General features: G+C 74.8%; 14 protein-coding genes and 1 pseudogene. 6 read left to right on the forward strand and 9 right to left on the reverse strand.

Translation table 11 applies throughout. From position 1 onward, the window contains the following. Positions 1-17 precede the first annotated feature (17 nt). The 3 genes from ACFVFQ_RS02390 to ACFVFQ_RS02400 all read right to left on the reverse strand — a co-directional run bounded on the left by ACFVFQ_RS02390 (position 18) and on the right by ACFVFQ_RS02400 (position 3,132). A complete protein-coding gene (locus ACFVFQ_RS02390; protein ID WP_383407252.1) occupies positions 18-1,088 on the reverse strand; it encodes an alkene reductase in 1,071 nt (356 codons plus the stop codon). A gap of 174 nt (positions 1,089-1,262) precedes the next feature. Continuing rightward, positions 1,263-2,336, reverse strand: a complete 1,074-nt coding sequence (locus ACFVFQ_RS02395; RefSeq protein ID WP_383407254.1) for an aminotransferase class V-fold PLP-dependent enzyme — start codon at positions 2,334-2,336, stop codon at positions 1,263-1,265. Between the two features lie 91 nt (positions 2,337-2,427). Beyond that, a complete protein-coding gene (locus ACFVFQ_RS02400; protein WP_383407257.1) occupies positions 2,428-3,132 on the reverse strand; it encodes a DsbA family oxidoreductase in 705 nt (234 codons plus the stop codon). 145 nt (positions 3,133-3,277) lie between these two features. On the opposite strand from ACFVFQ_RS02400, the gene ACFVFQ_RS02405 reads away from it, so the two are divergent. After that, entirely contained in the window at positions 3,278-3,967 is a 690-nt protein-coding gene (locus ACFVFQ_RS02405; protein ID WP_383407260.1) for a class I SAM-dependent methyltransferase, read from the forward strand. A 138-nt stretch (positions 3,968-4,105) separates the two neighbouring features. On the opposite strand, the gene ACFVFQ_RS02410 is transcribed toward ACFVFQ_RS02405, so the two are convergent. Next, the gene (locus tag ACFVFQ_RS02410) at positions 4,106-4,642 is read right to left on the reverse strand and encodes a GNAT family N-acetyltransferase (RefSeq protein WP_383407263.1); all 537 of its coding nucleotides are present in this window, start codon (positions 4,640-4,642) and stop codon (positions 4,106-4,108) included. Beyond that, positions 4,639-6,282 carry an aldehyde dehydrogenase (NADP(+)) gene (locus tag ACFVFQ_RS02415; protein WP_383407266.1) on the reverse strand — a complete coding sequence of 548 codons (1,644 nt, stop codon included), beginning with the start codon at positions 6,280-6,282 and terminating at the stop codon, positions 4,639-4,641. Before ACFVFQ_RS02415 ends, ACFVFQ_RS02410 begins: the two co-directional genes overlap by 4 nt. Positions 6,283-6,437: 155 nt before the next feature. Here ACFVFQ_RS02415 and ACFVFQ_RS02420 point away from each other — a divergent pair, with 155 nt between their 5' ends. After that, entirely contained in the window at positions 6,438-7,208 is a 771-nt protein-coding gene (locus ACFVFQ_RS02420; protein WP_383407268.1) for an IclR family transcriptional regulator, read from the forward strand. 88 nt (positions 7,209-7,296) lie between these two features. On the opposite strand, the gene ACFVFQ_RS02425 is transcribed toward ACFVFQ_RS02420, so the two are convergent. After that, a complete protein-coding gene (locus ACFVFQ_RS02425; RefSeq protein WP_383407271.1) occupies positions 7,297-8,175 on the reverse strand; it encodes an RNA-guided endonuclease InsQ/TnpB family protein in 879 nt (292 codons plus the stop codon). A 45-nt stretch (positions 8,176-8,220) separates the two neighbouring features. After that, the gene (locus ACFVFQ_RS02430) at positions 8,221-8,466 is read right to left on the reverse strand and encodes a hypothetical protein (RefSeq protein WP_383407274.1); all 246 of its coding nucleotides are present in this window, start codon (positions 8,464-8,466) and stop codon (positions 8,221-8,223) included. A gap of 188 nt (positions 8,467-8,654) precedes the next feature. Here ACFVFQ_RS02430 and ACFVFQ_RS02435 point away from each other — a divergent pair. Continuing rightward, positions 8,655-8,822, forward strand: a pseudogene (locus ACFVFQ_RS02435) (class F sortase); the annotation flags it as partial. Here the strand turns inward: ACFVFQ_RS02435 and ACFVFQ_RS02440 are convergent. Together ACFVFQ_RS02440 and ACFVFQ_RS02445 are read right to left on the reverse strand one after the other, a co-directional pair. Continuing rightward, positions 8,819-10,069: a hypothetical protein gene (locus ACFVFQ_RS02440; RefSeq protein ID WP_383407276.1), complete on the reverse strand. Its 1,251-nt coding sequence runs from the start codon at positions 10,067-10,069 to the stop codon at positions 8,819-8,821. The pseudogene ACFVFQ_RS02435 and the gene ACFVFQ_RS02440 overlap by 4 nt on opposite strands. Continuing rightward, positions 10,069-11,046: a 5-dehydro-4-deoxyglucarate dehydratase gene (locus ACFVFQ_RS02445; RefSeq protein WP_383407279.1), complete on the reverse strand. Its 978-nt coding sequence runs from the start codon at positions 11,044-11,046 to the stop codon at positions 10,069-10,071. Before ACFVFQ_RS02445 ends, ACFVFQ_RS02440 begins: the two co-directional genes overlap by 1 nt. Positions 11,047-11,304: 258 nt before the next feature. On the opposite strand from ACFVFQ_RS02445, the gene ACFVFQ_RS02450 reads away from it, so the two are divergent. From ACFVFQ_RS02450 to ACFVFQ_RS02460, 3 genes are all read left to right on the forward strand, one after another. Beyond that, the gene (locus ACFVFQ_RS02450; protein ID WP_383407282.1) at positions 11,305-12,114 is read left to right on the forward strand and encodes an NAD-dependent epimerase/dehydratase family protein; all 810 of its coding nucleotides are present in this window, start codon (positions 11,305-11,307) and stop codon (positions 12,112-12,114) included. 149 nt (positions 12,115-12,263) lie between these two features. Continuing rightward, complete coding sequence (locus ACFVFQ_RS02455; RefSeq protein ID WP_383407285.1) at positions 12,264-12,536, forward strand: GlsB/YeaQ/YmgE family stress response membrane protein; 273 nt, start codon at positions 12,264-12,266, stop codon at positions 12,534-12,536. A gap of 88 nt (positions 12,537-12,624) precedes the next feature. Next, positions 12,625-13,884: a TerD family protein gene (locus ACFVFQ_RS02460; protein WP_383408031.1), complete on the forward strand. Its 1,260-nt coding sequence runs from the start codon at positions 12,625-12,627 to the stop codon at positions 13,882-13,884. Positions 13,885-14,002: the final 118 nt, after the last annotated feature.

Below are 14,002 nucleotides of genomic sequence, written 5' to 3' on the forward strand. Positions count from 1 at the left end.
ACGATACTGACGTTGCGTCAGTTCTCTTCCAGGGCCGGGTAGTCGAGGTAGCCGCGGTCGTCGCCGCCGTAGAAGCTGGCCCGGTCGGGGGTGTTGAACGGGCCGCCGGCCGCGAGGCGGCGGGGCAGGTCGGGGTTGGCGAGGAACAGGGTGCCGTAGGCGAGCAGATCGGCCTCGCCCCGCTCGACCAGGGGCAGTTCCTCGGGGCCGGTGGGCCGGCCATCGGTGGCCGGGTTCAGCAGGAAGCGGCCGCCGAACCGCTTCCGCAGGTGGGCCAGCAGCTCCGGGTCGGTCACGTCGCAGGTGTGCAGGTAGGCCAGGCCCAGCGGGGCGATGGCGTCGACCACCGCGGTGTAGGTGGCCTCGGGTGCGGGCTCGGCGATGTCGTTGAACGGGTTGCCGGGCGAGAGCCGCAGGCCGGTGCGGTGCGCGCCGACCGCGTCGGCGACCGCCGAGGTCACCTCGATGGCGAAGCGGGCCCGGGCCTCGTCGGAGCCGCCCCACTCGTCGGTGCGCCGGTTGGCGTTGGGGGCCAGGAACTGGTGGACCAGATAGCCGTTGGCGCCGTGGATCTCGACGCCGTCGAAGCCGGCCTCGATGGCGTTACGGGCCGCGGCGGCGAAGCCGTCGATGGTCGCGCGGATCTCCTCGCCGGTCAGCTCGCGCGGGGTGACGAAGTCCGTGGGGCCGTGCTGGGTGAAGCCCTGGCCGGCCGCCTTGACCGCGGACGGGCCGACCGGCACCAACCCGTCGGGCAGCAGCACCGGGTGGCCGATCCGGCCGCCGTGCCAGAGCTGGGCGAAGATCCGGCCACCGGCGGCGTGCACGGAGTCGGTGACCCGGCGCCAGCCGGCTATCTGCTCGGCGGAGTGCAGCCCGGGGGTAAGCGGGTAGCCGCGGCCGACCACCTCGGTCTGGGTGGCCTCGGTGATGATCAGGCCGGCCGAGGCCCGCTGGGTGTAGTACGCGACCATGGACGGGGTGGGGACGCCCTCGGCGGTGGCGCGGTTGCGGGTCATCGGCGCCATGACGATGCGGTTGGCGAGCGGGGTGCCGGCGAGGTCGATGGGGTCGAACGCAGTGCTCACTGACGGCCTTTCAGCGCGGTGTCACGGGAACGGGCTTCAACTCGCCTGACGAGCCGAAGCATTGGCCATTAGATCAGCCCTTCGATTCCGTCCCGTATTCCGCATGGCCCCGCACAAGCGCCGTGGCATCCAGCGGAGTTCGCGCCTGCCCCTCCCCCGCGCGCCGTCATGGCGTCATGCCGTCAGCAGTTCCAGCGCCCGCGTCACGTCGTCGGTCGAGTTGTAGAGGTGGAACGCGGCCCGCAGCAGCCCGCCGCGTACCGAGACCCGCACCCCGGCCCGGGCCAGCCGCGGTTCGGCGTCGGCCAGCCCCGGGGTGGAGACGATCGCCGACCCGGGCGCGTCCTCGGGGACGTACCCGGCCGCCCGCAGGCCGGCGCGGTACTGCTCGGCCAGCGCGAGGTTGTGCGCGTGCACGGTCGGCACGCCGATCTCGGCGAGCAGCCCGAGGGAGTGCTCGGCGGCGACGTAGGAGTAGTGGGCGTGCGGCTCGTCGTAGCGGCGGGCGGTGGTCGCGGGCCGGTCGATCACCCCGTAGTTGGACTCCCCCGGGTCCTCCCCGGCGGCCCACCCCGCGTGCACCGGCACCGGCCAGCCCGGGCCGCCGAGCTCCCCGCGCTCCCCGCCGAAGACCATGAACGTCGTCCCGCGCGGGCACAGCAGCCACTTGAACGCCCCGCACACCGCGTAGTCGAAGTCGGCGAGCGACAGTGGCAGCCAGCCCGCGGCCTGGGTGGCGTCGAGGTAGGTCCGCGCCCCGTGCGCCCGGGCGGCCTCCCGCACCGCGGCCAGATCGGCGATCCTGCCGTCGAGGGCGTGCACCGCGCTCACCGCGACCAGCGCCGTCCCCGGCCGGACCGCGTCGGCCAGCGCCTCCCGCGGCACCCTCCGCACCGTGCAGCCGGCCCGCGCCGCCAACGGGTTCACCAGCGAGCTGAAGTCTCCCTCGGCGACCAGCACTTCGGCACCCTCGGGCAGCGAGGCGGCGACGAACGCGGACTGCACCGCGACCGAACTGCCCAGCGCCACCCGCTCCTCGGGCACCCCCATCAGCCGGGCGAAGGCCGCGCGCGCCCGGGCCGCCGGCCCGAAGTAGTCGCGCCCCATCGTGCCGTGTGAGGCCGACTCGGTCAGCGCGGCGCGGATCGCGGCGGCGCTCCGGGCGGGCAGCAACCCGCTGGACGCCGAGTTCAGATAGACCGTCCCGGGCGCGAACTCGCCCTCGCCCAGTGCCAGATGTCGTTGCATGGGCCCCACTCTGCTCGGTGATCGGCCCGGCGTCCACGGGACGTCCGGTTGCCGGGCCGACCCCGGCCGCTTCGGGCCCGTCCGGACCCGTTCAGTCCTGCGGGACCGCGCAGCCGCCGTCGCCGCAGGTGTCCGCGTCGTCGGCGGCCAGGACCTGGACGGCGCCGTCGGCGTGGGCGCGCTCCAGGGCCTGGCGGAAGACCTCGACGGGCTGGGCGCCGGAGACGCCGTAGCGGCGGTCGATCACGAAGAAGGGGACGCCGGTGGCGCCGAGCTCGGCGGCGGCCCGCTCGTCGGCGCGGACGTCCTCGGCGTACGCCTCCGGGTCGGCCAGCACCCGCGCGACCTCCTCGGACGGGAGCCCGGCCGCCTTGCCGAGGTCGGTCAGGACGGCCGGGTCGGCGAGGTGGCGGGCCTCGGCGAAGTTGGCGCGGTAGAGCGCGGTGAGCAGCGCGTCCTGGACGCCGTGCGCCTTGGCCAGGTGGAGCAGGCGGTGCAGGTCGAAGGTGTTGCCGTGGATCCGGTCGGAGCGGTAGCCGAGCCCCTCGCCGGCGGCTGCCTCGGCGACCCGGGCCTCCATCGCCTCCGCCTGCTCGCGGCTGACGCCGTACTTCGTGGCGAGCATGTCGAGAACCGGGACGTCGGTGGCCGGCGGCGCGGCCGGGTCCAGCTCGAAGGAGCGGTGCACCACCTCGACGTCGGCCCGGTGGGCGAACGCCGCCAGGCCGGCCTCGAAGCGGGCCTTGCCGATGTAGCACCAGGGGCAGGCGATGTCCGACCAGATTTCGACGCGCATGGGTCTTGCTTGCTTTCCTCGGGAACGTCCCGACCGGGGCCGGCCGGGGGTACGCAGGGGTCCAACGGCGGGGCCGGCGGGGTTATTCCGGCGGGCCCGGACGGCCGGGCCGGGGCGCGCCCCACTTCGGCGGTACCGTCCCGATATGGGCATGCCATCGCCGCGCCACACCGACGGTTTCTGGGAGACGACCGGGGCCGCCAAGACCTTCACGCACCCGCTGGACGCGGGGCTGCTGGCCGAGTTCGTGCCGCGCAGCGCACGGGTGCTGGACTTCGGCTGCGGCTACGGGCGGCTGACCGCGGAACTGGCCGGGCTGGGGTACCGGGCGGTGCGCGGGGTGGACCGGTCCGCGGCGCTGGTGGCGCGGGGGCGGCGGGAGCATCCGGAGCTGGCGCTGCTGCGCTGGGCCGGATTGCCGCTGCCGTTCGGTGACCGCAGCTTCGACGCGGCGCTGCTGTTCGCGGTGCTGACCTGCGTGCCGGACGACGACGGGCAGCGGGCCATCGTCGGGGAGCTGGCGCGGCTGGTGCGCCCGGGCGGGGTGCTCTACCTCAGCGACGTGCCGGTGCAGGACGACCCGTTCCACCGCGCGCAGTACCGGCGGTGCGCGCAGCGCTACGGGACCTACGGGGTCTTCGACACGGACGACGGCGGGGTGTTCCGGCACCACCCGCCGCAGTGGCTGCGGGAGTTGCTCCGGACGGCGGGCTTCGCGGTGCTGCGGGAGCTGCGGGACACCGTGCCGACGATGGACGGCCGGACCGCCGAGCGGGTGCAGATCATGGCGCGGCGGGAGCCTGCCGGGGCGGCAGCGGGGCCAGGGCGCTGCTGACGGATCTCCGCGGCGTCGCGACGCCTGGCACGCACGCTCGCGGCGTTGCCGAAATGCCCCCATGGCTCCGCTATGAAGCCATCCCGGCGCCTTGCGATCGCACGCACCAGACGCCGCTCCTTCTCCCACGGAGATCCGTCAGCAGCGCCCTAGCGGCAGGGTGAGCGAGAGGTGGCTGGCGTCCGGGGCGGGGCGGCGGTCGGGGTCGGGGTGCCAGCCGAGGCGGGTGTAGAAGGCACGTGCGCGGTGGTTGTGCCAGAGCACGTCGAGGGCGGCCCGGGAGAAGCCGGCGGCGCGCCAGGCGTGCAGACAGGCGGCGTGTAGGGCGCGGCCGACGCCGGTGCCCCAGTGGGCCGGGTCGACGTGCAGTTGGTGGAGGGTGACGGTGGCGGGGCCGGTGCGCCGGGGGTCCCGGCGGGCCGGCGCGGCGTCGGGGACGTAGGAGGCGGCGCCGACCACGCGGTCGCGGCGGACCGCGCAGAGGGTGGGGCTGTCCTCGCGGTGCAGCACCCGGGACCAGACCTCGCGCCAACGGGCGTGCTCGGCGGGGGCGTCGAACGGCGCGTCCGGCACCCGGCCGCGGACGTAGGCGGCGCGGGCGGCGGTGTGCAGGGCGGCGATCGGCTCCAGGTCGGCGGCGGTGGCGGGGCGGACCCGCCAGGTGGTGGGGGTCATCGGTCGGTCCCCGCCCCCGCCCCGCGGCCGCCGGGCCGGCCGGCGCCCGGGTGCTCGGGCCGGTCGTCGACACGGCGCGGCAGCCCCAGCGGGTTCTCGTCGAGCAGTTCGGGCGGGAGCAGGGCGGGCGGGGTGTCCTGGTAGGCGACCGGGCGCAGCCAACGCTCGACGGCGGTGGCGCCGACGGAGGTGGCGGTGGAGGTGGTGGCCGGGTACGGGCCGCCGTGGTGCTGGGCGGGGGCGACCGCGACGCCGGTGGGCCAGCCGTTGACGACGATCCGGCCGGCGAGCGGGGTGAGGGCGGCGAGCAGCCGGGCGCCGCGGCCCTCGGGGTCGGTGCCGGCGCGCTCCGCGTCGGCGAGGTGGAGGGTAGCGGTCAGGCTGCCGGGTATCCGGGCGAGCACCGCGCCTACTTGGTCCGCGCCGTCCTCGCCGTCCGCGTCGGCCGCGTCGGCCGCGTCGGCCGCGTCGGCCGCGTCGGCGCAGCGGGCCACGACGGTGACCGGCCCGAAGCACTCCTCCAGGAGCAGGTCATGCGGCCCTTCGGCGGTGAGCCGGTCGGCGGGGACGGTGAGCACGGCGGCGTCGACGGTGGACCCGTCCCCCTCCGAGGCGGGTGCCAACACCGCCTGCACGCCGGGAAGTTGGGTGCGCTCGCGAACGCCGGCGAGGAAGGCGTCACGCATCCGTCGGTCGAGCATCACGCCGGGCCCGGTGGCGCCGGCGGCGGCGGTGAGGGCGGCCAGCAGCCGGTCGCCGGCCGGGCCCTCGGGCAGCAGTACCAGTCCCGGTTTGACGCAGAACTGGCCGGTGCCCAGGGTCATCGAGCCGGCCAGCCCGGTGCCGATCTCCTCGGCCCGCTCGGCGGCCGCGGCCCCGGTGACCACCACGGGGTTGAGGCTGCCCAGTTCGCCGTGGAACGGGATGGGGCGCGGGCGGGCCGCGGCCGCGTCGTACAGGGCCCGGCCGCCGCGGACCGAGCCGGTGAAGCCGGCCGCGGCGAGAAGCGGATGGCGGACCAGGTCCAGGCCGGCCTGGAAGCCGTGCACCAGACGCACGGTGTCGGCCGGCAGGCCGGTGTCGGTGGCGGCCCGGCGCAGCAGCGCGGCGCACCGCTCGGAGGTGGCCGGGTGGTCCGGGTGCGCCTTGACGACGACCGGGCAGCCGGCCGCGAGGGCGCTGGCGGTGTCGCCGCCCGGGACGGAGAAGGCGAGCGGGAAGTTGCTGGCGGCGTAGACCGCGATCACGCCCAACGGGATCTTGTAGCGGCGCAGGTCGGGGCGGGGCGGGGTGAGGTCCGGGGCCGGGTGGTCGATCCGGATGTCGAGGAAGGCGCCCTCGTCGACGAGGTCCGCGAAGCTGCGCAACTGGTAGGCGGTGCGGGCGAGTTCGCCGGTGAGGCGGGGTGCGCCGAGCGCGGTCTCGGCGTCGGCGGTGGCCACCACGCCGTCGGCGTCGGCCTCCAGGAGGGCGGCGGCGCGGCGCAACAGGGCGGCCCGTCGGCCGCGGTCGGCGAGCGGGCCGCGGGCGGCGTGCGCGGCGCGGACCGCGGCGTCCACCGCGTCGGCGGTGGCCTCCGCCCCAACCCGCTCCCGACGCTTCCCGGTTCGGGGGTCGACGCTCCAGACTGGTGCTGCCACCGCTGCTGCCTCAGCTGCCACCGTGCGTTCCTCCCGGGCGAGTTCGGGCCGCGCGAACCTTGCCGCACACGGGACGGCGTTCTATATGCTGAACGCCGTCCCAGGTGATGAATCTCTGGGACTCTATGGCCGTCCGAACTAAGGGGTCAAGGGCGATGACAGCTACCGAGACCGGAGGAGCGCAGGTCAAGTCCGCGGTGCGGACGGTGGAGTTGCTGGAGTTCTTCGCCGGCCGCCCCGGCATGCACAGCCTCGCCTCCGTCCAAGAGGCCGTCGGCTACCCCAAGTCCAGCCTCTACATGCTGCTGCGCACCCTGGTCGACCTCGGCTGGGTGGAGACCGACGCCACCGGCACCCGCTACGGCATCGGCGTCCGCGCCCTGTTGGTCGGCACCTCGTACATCGACGGCGACGAGGTGGTGGCCGCCGCCCGCCCCACCCTGGACCGGCTCTCCGACGACACCACCGAGACCATCCACCTCGCCCGGCTCGACGGGGTCAACGTGGTCTACCTGGCCACCCGCCAGTCGCAGCACTACCTGCGCCCGTTCACCCGGGTCGGCCGCCGGCTGCCCGCGCACTCCACGTCGCTGGGCAAGGCGTTGCTGGCCACCCACACCGACGACCAGGTGCGGGCGATGCTGCCGCCCACCCTGCCCGCACTGACCGAGCACACCACCACCGACCGCGAGCGGCTGATCGAGGAGCTGCACGCGGTCCGCGAGCAGGGCTTCGCGGTGGACCGCGAGGAGAACACCCTCGGCCTGCGCTGCTTCGGCGTGGCGATCCCCTACCGCACCCCGGCCCGGGACGCGATCAGCTGCTCGGTGCCGGTGGCCCGGCTGACCCCGGCCCACGAACAGACCATCAAGGACGCGCTGTTCGACGCCCGGGACCGGTTGACGCTGGCCACCCGCCGCCTGTGAGTCGCCCCGGCACCGCCGACCACCGGGCGGGCCCGCTCACCCGATCACCTTGATCTCCTCTCCCTGTCAAAGCGGGGAGAACCCCCTCTCAAACCGCGTGCGGCTTGGTGGGTGGTTGACGCTTCGCGGACCGGGTACCCCCGAGGTCTCCACGTCCTGACACCGCCGATCCGGCGGCGTGGTCGATGTTCCGTGCGGCGTTGGTATCCGCATTGGCCTCGTACCCGCACCCGGCCTTGCAAGCGAAGCGGGCCTGGGTTTCCCGGCTGCCGGGGGTGATGAGTCCGCAGGCCGAACAACGCCGGGAGGTGTTCGGGGCTGGTACGCGCACCACGGTGCCGCCGCGCTGGGCGGCCTTGTACTCCAGCAGGGTCACCGTGCGACCCCACGCCTCCCCGGCGATGGCGCGGTTCAGCCCGGCCTTCTGGCGAACGTTCCTGCCGGGGTTGCCCACCGTGCCCCGAGCGGACTTGACCATGTTGGTGATGGCCAGGTCTTCCACTCCGACACGCGAGAAGACTTCGGCGAGTTCGGTGGTGACCTTGTGCTGCCAGTCGACGGCTCGGCGCTTGGCTCTTGCGCGGAGCTGGGCGATCTGGTCATAGGTGCGGGCGAGACGGCGGGAAGTCGTCTCGCCCTTCTTGCGGGAGCGGCGCCTGCGTTCCCTGGCTTTCTCCAGGCGGCGCAGGCGTTCGGCCTCGCCTGGGGTGAGCCAGGGTTCATGCTCACGGAAGCTGCCGTCAGAGAGCGCGAGGGGCTTGGCGATGCCCCGGTCGATGCCCACGGTGGGTCCGGTGTGCTCGGCGGGCTCGGGTACCTCGGTCTGGACGCGGAAGACGACGTACCAGCCGTCGGCTTCCTTCACCAGGCGGGCGCCTGTGACCTTGTTGAGCTCGTCCACCCGCTTCCCGACGGGCAGGCCCATGGTCCAGCGGAACAGGACGTGCCCAATCTTCGGCGCCCACATGCGGCCCCACCGCCGGTTCAGACGCACAATCTGAAGGTCGCGTCCCTACGGGACGTCGATAGCCAAACGGGAACGGAAGCGACCCTTGAACGTCGGGGCTTCGGCGCGCCCTTCCCAGCAGTTCACCCAGGCCCGGAAGTACGTCTTGAGCACCGCTTGGGCAGCCTGCGCGGGGAGCACGGCGAGCCAGGGGAGGTCTTTGCGTCCCTGGCGAATCGCCTGATCGGCGGCGGTGAGATTCCGCTTGTCCCTCGGGAGCATGCTCCACCAGTCGTGGACCAGGTTCCACATGGCGCGGGCCGCGGCCCCTGGCTCTCGGCCGCCGTGAGCTGGGAGGGAGTAAGGCAGAGACGAGCCTTATGGCTGCGCTGACGCTTCAACTCCAGCCCCTTTTCCGCTGGTTGTCCGAAACACGATCAGCGTAACACTGGCTTATGTCGCCACGGCGGGAACAAGTCCCGGATGTGCGCAGGGGTGCCGTCGACGCGGTGGAGGTCTACGACGGCCGGCACTTCCCCGACGAGCGGGTCTACGGCGAGGCCCGCCGGCCCGAACTGCGGCTGATCACCTGCGGCGGCGGCTTCAGTCGGCGGCGCCAGGAGTACCTCGGGAACGTCGTGGTCTTCGCCCACCTGACGGGAAGTCAGGAGTCTGGGACCCAGTCCGCGCCGCTGCCCTGGGCCCGGCCGCCGGCCGACCGGTTCAGCGCCCGCAGCGCGCCGCGCACCGCCGCCAGGTCCGCCGCGCCGGCCAACCCCGCGTGGTAGAGCCGTAGTTCGTCGGCGCCCAGCGCGGCGGCGTGCGCGGCGTCGGCGGCCAGCGTGCCGGGGCTGCCGCCCATCCCGGCGACCACGCCGAGGTTGGCGGCCAGCGTCGCGCCCGCGGGGCGCCGGGCGAACGGGCCCAGCGCCGCGGCCCGTTCGGCGGCGCCGCCGGTGCAGGGCACCACCACCCCGTCCGCCCACGCCCAGACCGCCGCCGGGTCCACCCCGGGGTTGGGCCCGCACCGGTGCGGGGCGGGGTCGGCGTGCAGCAGCACCCGGAAGCCGCCCGGCGCGGCGTCCCGCACGGCGCCCACCACCGCGTCCCGCAGCTCCCCCGCCGCCCGGTCCCGCCAGGCCCGCACGGCGCCCGCGAGGTCGGCGCCGAGCAGGTCCTCGACGGCGGCCCACTCCCCCGCCCGGTCGGCGCCGTCCGGCGCCGCCGCGCCGTCCCACACCGGCGCCAGCGCCCGGCGCACCGCGGCCGCCACCTCGCCCTTGGCCAGGCCGAGTTCGGCGTATCCGGCCTCGCAGACCGGGCAGCAGCACAGTGACATCAGGTACTCCGCTGCGCCGCCCAGGCGGACGCCGGCCAGCTTGTCGTGGCCGTGCAGATGCGCCAGCCCGTACCACCCGCAGGACTCCAGCTCCGCGCCGCGGGCGCCGGGCCGGGCGGCCGCCTCGGCGGCGAGGCGGACGAGGTAGTCACGCACCTCGGGGCGGGCGATGCAGGGCGCCCACGGGTACCGGTCGCCGTGGGCGTTGCGGACCACGCAGGCCGGATGGTCCGCGCCCAGACGGGAGTTGTGGGCCAGTACCACCCAACTGTGCACCTCCAGACCGGCCGCGGTCAGGGCCCGCGCGGCGGTGCCGAAGGGGTCCGGGTCGGCGACCCAGTCCTGGGCGTACGGGCGCAGGGCGCGGCCGGCCCAGCGGTCCGGGTCGGGCGGGTAGAGGACCGCGGAGTGCCGGGCGGTGACGATGCGGTGGCGGGGGTGACGCGGGGTGAGGGCGCGGGTGGAGTGGTAGGCGGCGGCCAACGTGACCTGCTGGACGCCCAGTTCGGCGAGCCGGTCGGGGGCGTCGGGGTCGCCGACCACGTCCCAGGGGTAGAGGAAGGCGGCGGCCCGCATCAGGCGCCGCTCCCGGGCGCGGCCGCGACCAGCGCCAGCCCCCGGTCCAGGAGCCGGGCCAACTGCTCGACGTGCGCGGGCCCGGGGTCGGACAGCGGCGGCCGCACCCCGCCGACGGACGGCCCGCCGCGCAGCCGCACGCCCGCCTTGACCAGCGAGACGGCGTAGCCGCTGCCCTGGTTGCGGAGCTCCACCAGCGGCCGGTAGAAGCCGTCCAACAGCCGGGCGACGGTGGCGTCGTCGCCGTCCTCCAGCGCCCGGTGGAAGGCGAGCGCGATCTCGGGGGCGAAGGCGAAGACGGCGGAGGAGTAGAGGCGCACGCCCAGGCCGCGGTAGGCGGGGCCGGTGAGTTCGGCGGTGGGCAGGCCGTTGAAGTAGCGAAACGGCCGGTCCGGGGCGGCGGTGCGGACCGCGCTGATGATGCGTTGGAGCAGGTCCAGGTCGCCCAGGCCGTCCTTGAGGCCGATGATGCCGGGGGTTTGGGCCAGGGCGGCGACGGTGTCCGGGGCGAAGACCGCGTTGTCGCGCTGGTAGACGACGACCGGAAGCGGGGTGGCGGCGGCGAGCGCGGTGTAGTGGCGGAGCAGTCCGGCCTGGTCGGCGCGGACCAGGTAGGGCGGCATGGCCAGCAGCCCGTCGGCGCCGGCGGTGTGCGCCAGGCCCGCGAACTGGGCGGCGAGCGCGGTGCCGTAGCCGGTGCCGGCGAGCACCGGGACCCGGCCGGCGGCCTCGTCCACCGCGGCGGCCACGCAGGCGGCGTACTCGTCGGGGGCGAGCGCATGGAACTCGCCGGTGCCGCAGCAGGCGAAGACGGCGCCCGCACCGGCCGCGACACCGGCGCGCACATGGGCCCGGAAGGCGTCCAGATCCAGCGCGCCGTCGGCGTCGTAGGCGGTCACGGGGAAGAACAGCAGCCCGTCGAGGCGGTCGGTGAGCGGGGGGTGACTTCCGGCAGCGGCCGGAGGATATGCGGTCACGGGGTCTCCCTGGCGTAACGCGGGGGCGTGCTCATATACGTTCATGACCGATGTCCATATTTCTGAACGGCGTCACGGTATTGCAGCCGTCCCGGACGGGTCAAGGGTGCCCACACCGCGTCAACATCCCGCCGCGCAAGCCGATTTGAGCGCGGCGTCAAGCGGCTTGACCGGCCAGGATCGACATCCCTAGCGTGTCCATCCATCTGAACCGGATCGTGCCCACGGCCCCGCCGCCCAGCCGGAGGAGTACCGCCCATGACCGCACCCCGCACCGTCCTGCTCACCGGCGCCGCCGGCGGCGTCGGCACCCTGATGCGCGCGCTACTCCCGCCCTACGGCCACCGACTGCGGCTCTTCGACCGACTCCCGATCGAGGGCGAACCGGACGCCGTCACCGCGGAGTTGGCCGACACCGAGGCGCTGCGCGCGGCGGTCGACGGGGTCGACGCGATCGTCCATCTCGCCGGCATCTCCCTGGAGTCGTCGTTCGAGCGGATCCTGAGCGCCAACATCGAGGGCACCTACCGGCTCTACGAGGCGGCCCGCGAGGCGGGCGTGCGCCGGGTGGTCTTCGCCTCCTCCAACCACGCCGTCGGCTTCGCCCCCCGCCCGCCGGACGGCTCCGCCGCCCTCCCCGTCGACACCCCGCACCGCCCCGACACCTTCTACGGCCTGTCCAAGTGCTTCGGCGAGGACCTCGCCGCCCTCTACTGGGAGCGGCACGGCATCGAGACCGTCTCGCTGCGCATCGGCTCCTGCTTCCCGAGGCCGACCACGGTGCGGATGCTCTCCATCTGGCTGAGCCCGGCGGACTGCGCCCGGTTGCTGCACGCCGCGCTCACCGCCGAGGACGTCGGCCACACCGTCGCCTACGCCTCCTCCGCCAACACCCGCCTGTGGTGGGACCTGTCCACCGCCCGCGCTTTGGGCTACGACCCGCAGGACGACTCCGAGCCCTACGCCGCGGAACTGCTCGCCGCCCAGGGCCCCCTCGACCCGGACAACCCCGAACACACCCACCTCGGCGGGGCGTTCTGCACCAACCCTCCCATCTGGCCGCATTAGTCGGCATATTCGGGCGATTTACCTAGGTACGGAACCTCGCCCCCGTCCCGTAGCGTCCTTGGGGACACACCGCCTGCCCGGCAACCGGTTCGCCGCGTTCCGGCAGGCCAGCACGGAAACGCGGCAACGCGGGAACGAGGTAACACACCATGGGCATCGTCAGCTGGCTCGTCCTGGGCCTGATCACCGGCCTGATCGCCAAGGTGCTGCTGCCGGGCCGGGACCCGGGCGGCCTGGTCGGCACCACCCTGATAGGCATCGCCGGCTCCTTCATCGGCGGCTGGCTCTCCACCCGCATCCTGGACCGCCCGATCCCGCGGGACTTCTACGACCCGTCGATGTGGATCGCCGCGGTGGCCGGCTCCCTGGTCCTGCTGATCGCCTACCGCATGCTCTTCGGCAACTCCCGGTCCCGGCGCTGACCGGCCCGACCACCCGCCACCGGACGCGGCCGGGCGCCCCGCCGGAACTCGCGCCCACCCCCTGACCGTTAGGGCTGTCATGACCGCAATGACTCCTGGCTCGAACCTCCCGCTCGGCGCCGCGCGGGTGGCGGTGACCGTCACCGCCCCCGTGCGGCTGGACGTGTCGGGCCTGCTGCTCACCGCCGGCGGCTCGGTGCGCTCCGACGACGACTTCGTCTTCTACAACCAGCCCACCGCGCCCGGGGTGAGCCACCGCGCGGCGGCCGGCGGCGACACCATCACGGTGGACACCGCCGCGGTGCCGCCGGACGTCGACAAGGTCGTGGTGACCGCGAGCCTGGACGCGCCCGGCACCACCTTCGCCGGCACCGAGCCGACCGGCACGGTCACCGACGCGGACGGCGGCGCGGTGCTGGCCACCTTCACCCCGCCACGGCTGGGCCCGGAGACCGCGCTGGTGGTCATGGAGCTCTACCGCCGCGGCGGCGGCTGGAAGGTCCGCGCGGTCGGCCAGGGCTACGCCAACGGACTCGCCGGCATCGCCACCGACTTCGGCGTCGACGTCTCCGAACCGGCCGCCCCGCCGGCCCCCGCGCCCCAGGCCCCCGCGGCACCGCCCGCGCCCGCCGCCCCGCCGGCCCCCGCGACAGCTGCGGCCCCCGTCCCGCCGGGCCAGTGGGCCCCGCCCACCGGTCCCCCGGCACCGCTCGCCCCGCCGCCGGCCGCCGACCACCCCGCCGCGCCCACGCCCCCGCCGCCCGCCACCGGCAAGGTCAACCTCGACAAGGGCCGGGTCAGCCTGCGGAAGAACCAGACCGTCTCGCTGGTCAAGGGCGGCCGCCCGCTGCTCGGCTCGGTCCTGATGGGCCTGGGCTGGGAGCCGGCCCGGCGCGCCCGGAGCATCGACCTGGACGCCTCGGTCATCGCCTACGGCCCGGACCGCGGCAAGGTCGACAGCTGCTACTTCGGCAAGCTGATGATCCTCGGCGGCGCCATCCAGCACTCCGGCGACAACCTCACCGGCGACGGCGCCGGCGACGACGAGGCGATCACCGTGCACCTCGGCGGCATCCCCCCGGAGGTCACCGGCCTGGTCTTCACCGTCAACTCCTTCTCCGGCCAGAAGTTCTCCGAGGTCGCCCAGGCGTACTGCCGGCTGACCGACGCCCAGACCGGCGAGGAGCTGGTCCGCTTCGACCTGACCGGCTCCGAGCCGCACACCGGCGTGCTGATGGCCAAGCTGGTCCGGCAGTACTCCGGCGAGTGGGAGATGACCGCGCTCGGCTCGTTCGTCGACGCCCGCACCGTCCGCGGCATGGTCAAGCCCGGGGCCGCCGCGCTGTAGGTCCTGTCGTCACACTCCCGTCGTCCGCCCCCCGGGGGGGGGGCGGGGGGTGTGGGGGCGGGGCGGGCGGAGGCCGGGGGGGGGGGGGCCCGGGGCGCGGGCGCGGGGGGCGCCGCGG

The organism is Streptomyces sp. NPDC057743, from assembly GCF_042798755.1.
In the GTDB taxonomy this organism is placed as follows: domain Bacteria; phylum Actinomycetota; class Actinomycetes; order Streptomycetales; family Streptomycetaceae; genus Streptomyces.

What these genes read in the sequence shown, in the direction of transcription:
- ACFVFQ_RS02405 (WP_383407260.1), top strand. Translation starts at nt 3,278, where the DNA reads ATGGGCATGCCATCGCCGCGCCACACCGACGGTTTCTGGGAGACGACC.
- ACFVFQ_RS02440 (WP_383407276.1), bottom strand. Translation starts at nt 10,069, where the DNA reads ATGCGGGCCGCCGCCTTCCTCTACCCCTGGGACGTGGTCGGCGACCCC.
- ACFVFQ_RS02450 (WP_383407282.1), top strand. Translation starts at nt 11,305, where the DNA reads ATGACCGCACCCCGCACCGTCCTGCTCACCGGCGCCGCCGGCGGCGTC.
- ACFVFQ_RS02455 (WP_383407285.1), top strand. Translation starts at nt 12,264, where the DNA reads ATGGGCATCGTCAGCTGGCTCGTCCTGGGCCTGATCACCGGCCTGATC.
- ACFVFQ_RS02425 (WP_383407271.1), bottom strand. Translation starts at nt 8,175, where the DNA reads ATGTGGGCGCCGAAGATTGGGCACGTCCTGTTCCGCTGGACCATGGGC.
- ACFVFQ_RS02410 (WP_383407263.1), bottom strand. Translation starts at nt 4,642, where the DNA reads ATGACCCCCACCACCTGGCGGGTCCGCCCCGCCACCGCCGCCGACCTG.
- ACFVFQ_RS02430 (WP_383407274.1), bottom strand. Translation starts at nt 8,466, where the DNA reads ATGTGGAACCTGGTCCACGACTGGTGGAGCATGCTCCCGAGGGACAAG.
- ACFVFQ_RS02400 (WP_383407257.1), bottom strand. Translation starts at nt 3,132, where the DNA reads ATGCGCGTCGAAATCTGGTCGGACATCGCCTGCCCCTGGTGCTACATC.
- ACFVFQ_RS02460 (WP_383408031.1), top strand. Translation starts at nt 12,625, where the DNA reads ATGACTCCTGGCTCGAACCTCCCGCTCGGCGCCGCGCGGGTGGCGGTG.
- ACFVFQ_RS02420 (WP_383407268.1), top strand. Translation starts at nt 6,438, where the DNA reads ATGACAGCTACCGAGACCGGAGGAGCGCAGGTCAAGTCCGCGGTGCGG.
- ACFVFQ_RS02395 (WP_383407254.1), bottom strand. Translation starts at nt 2,336, where the DNA reads ATGCAACGACATCTGGCACTGGGCGAGGGCGAGTTCGCGCCCGGGACG.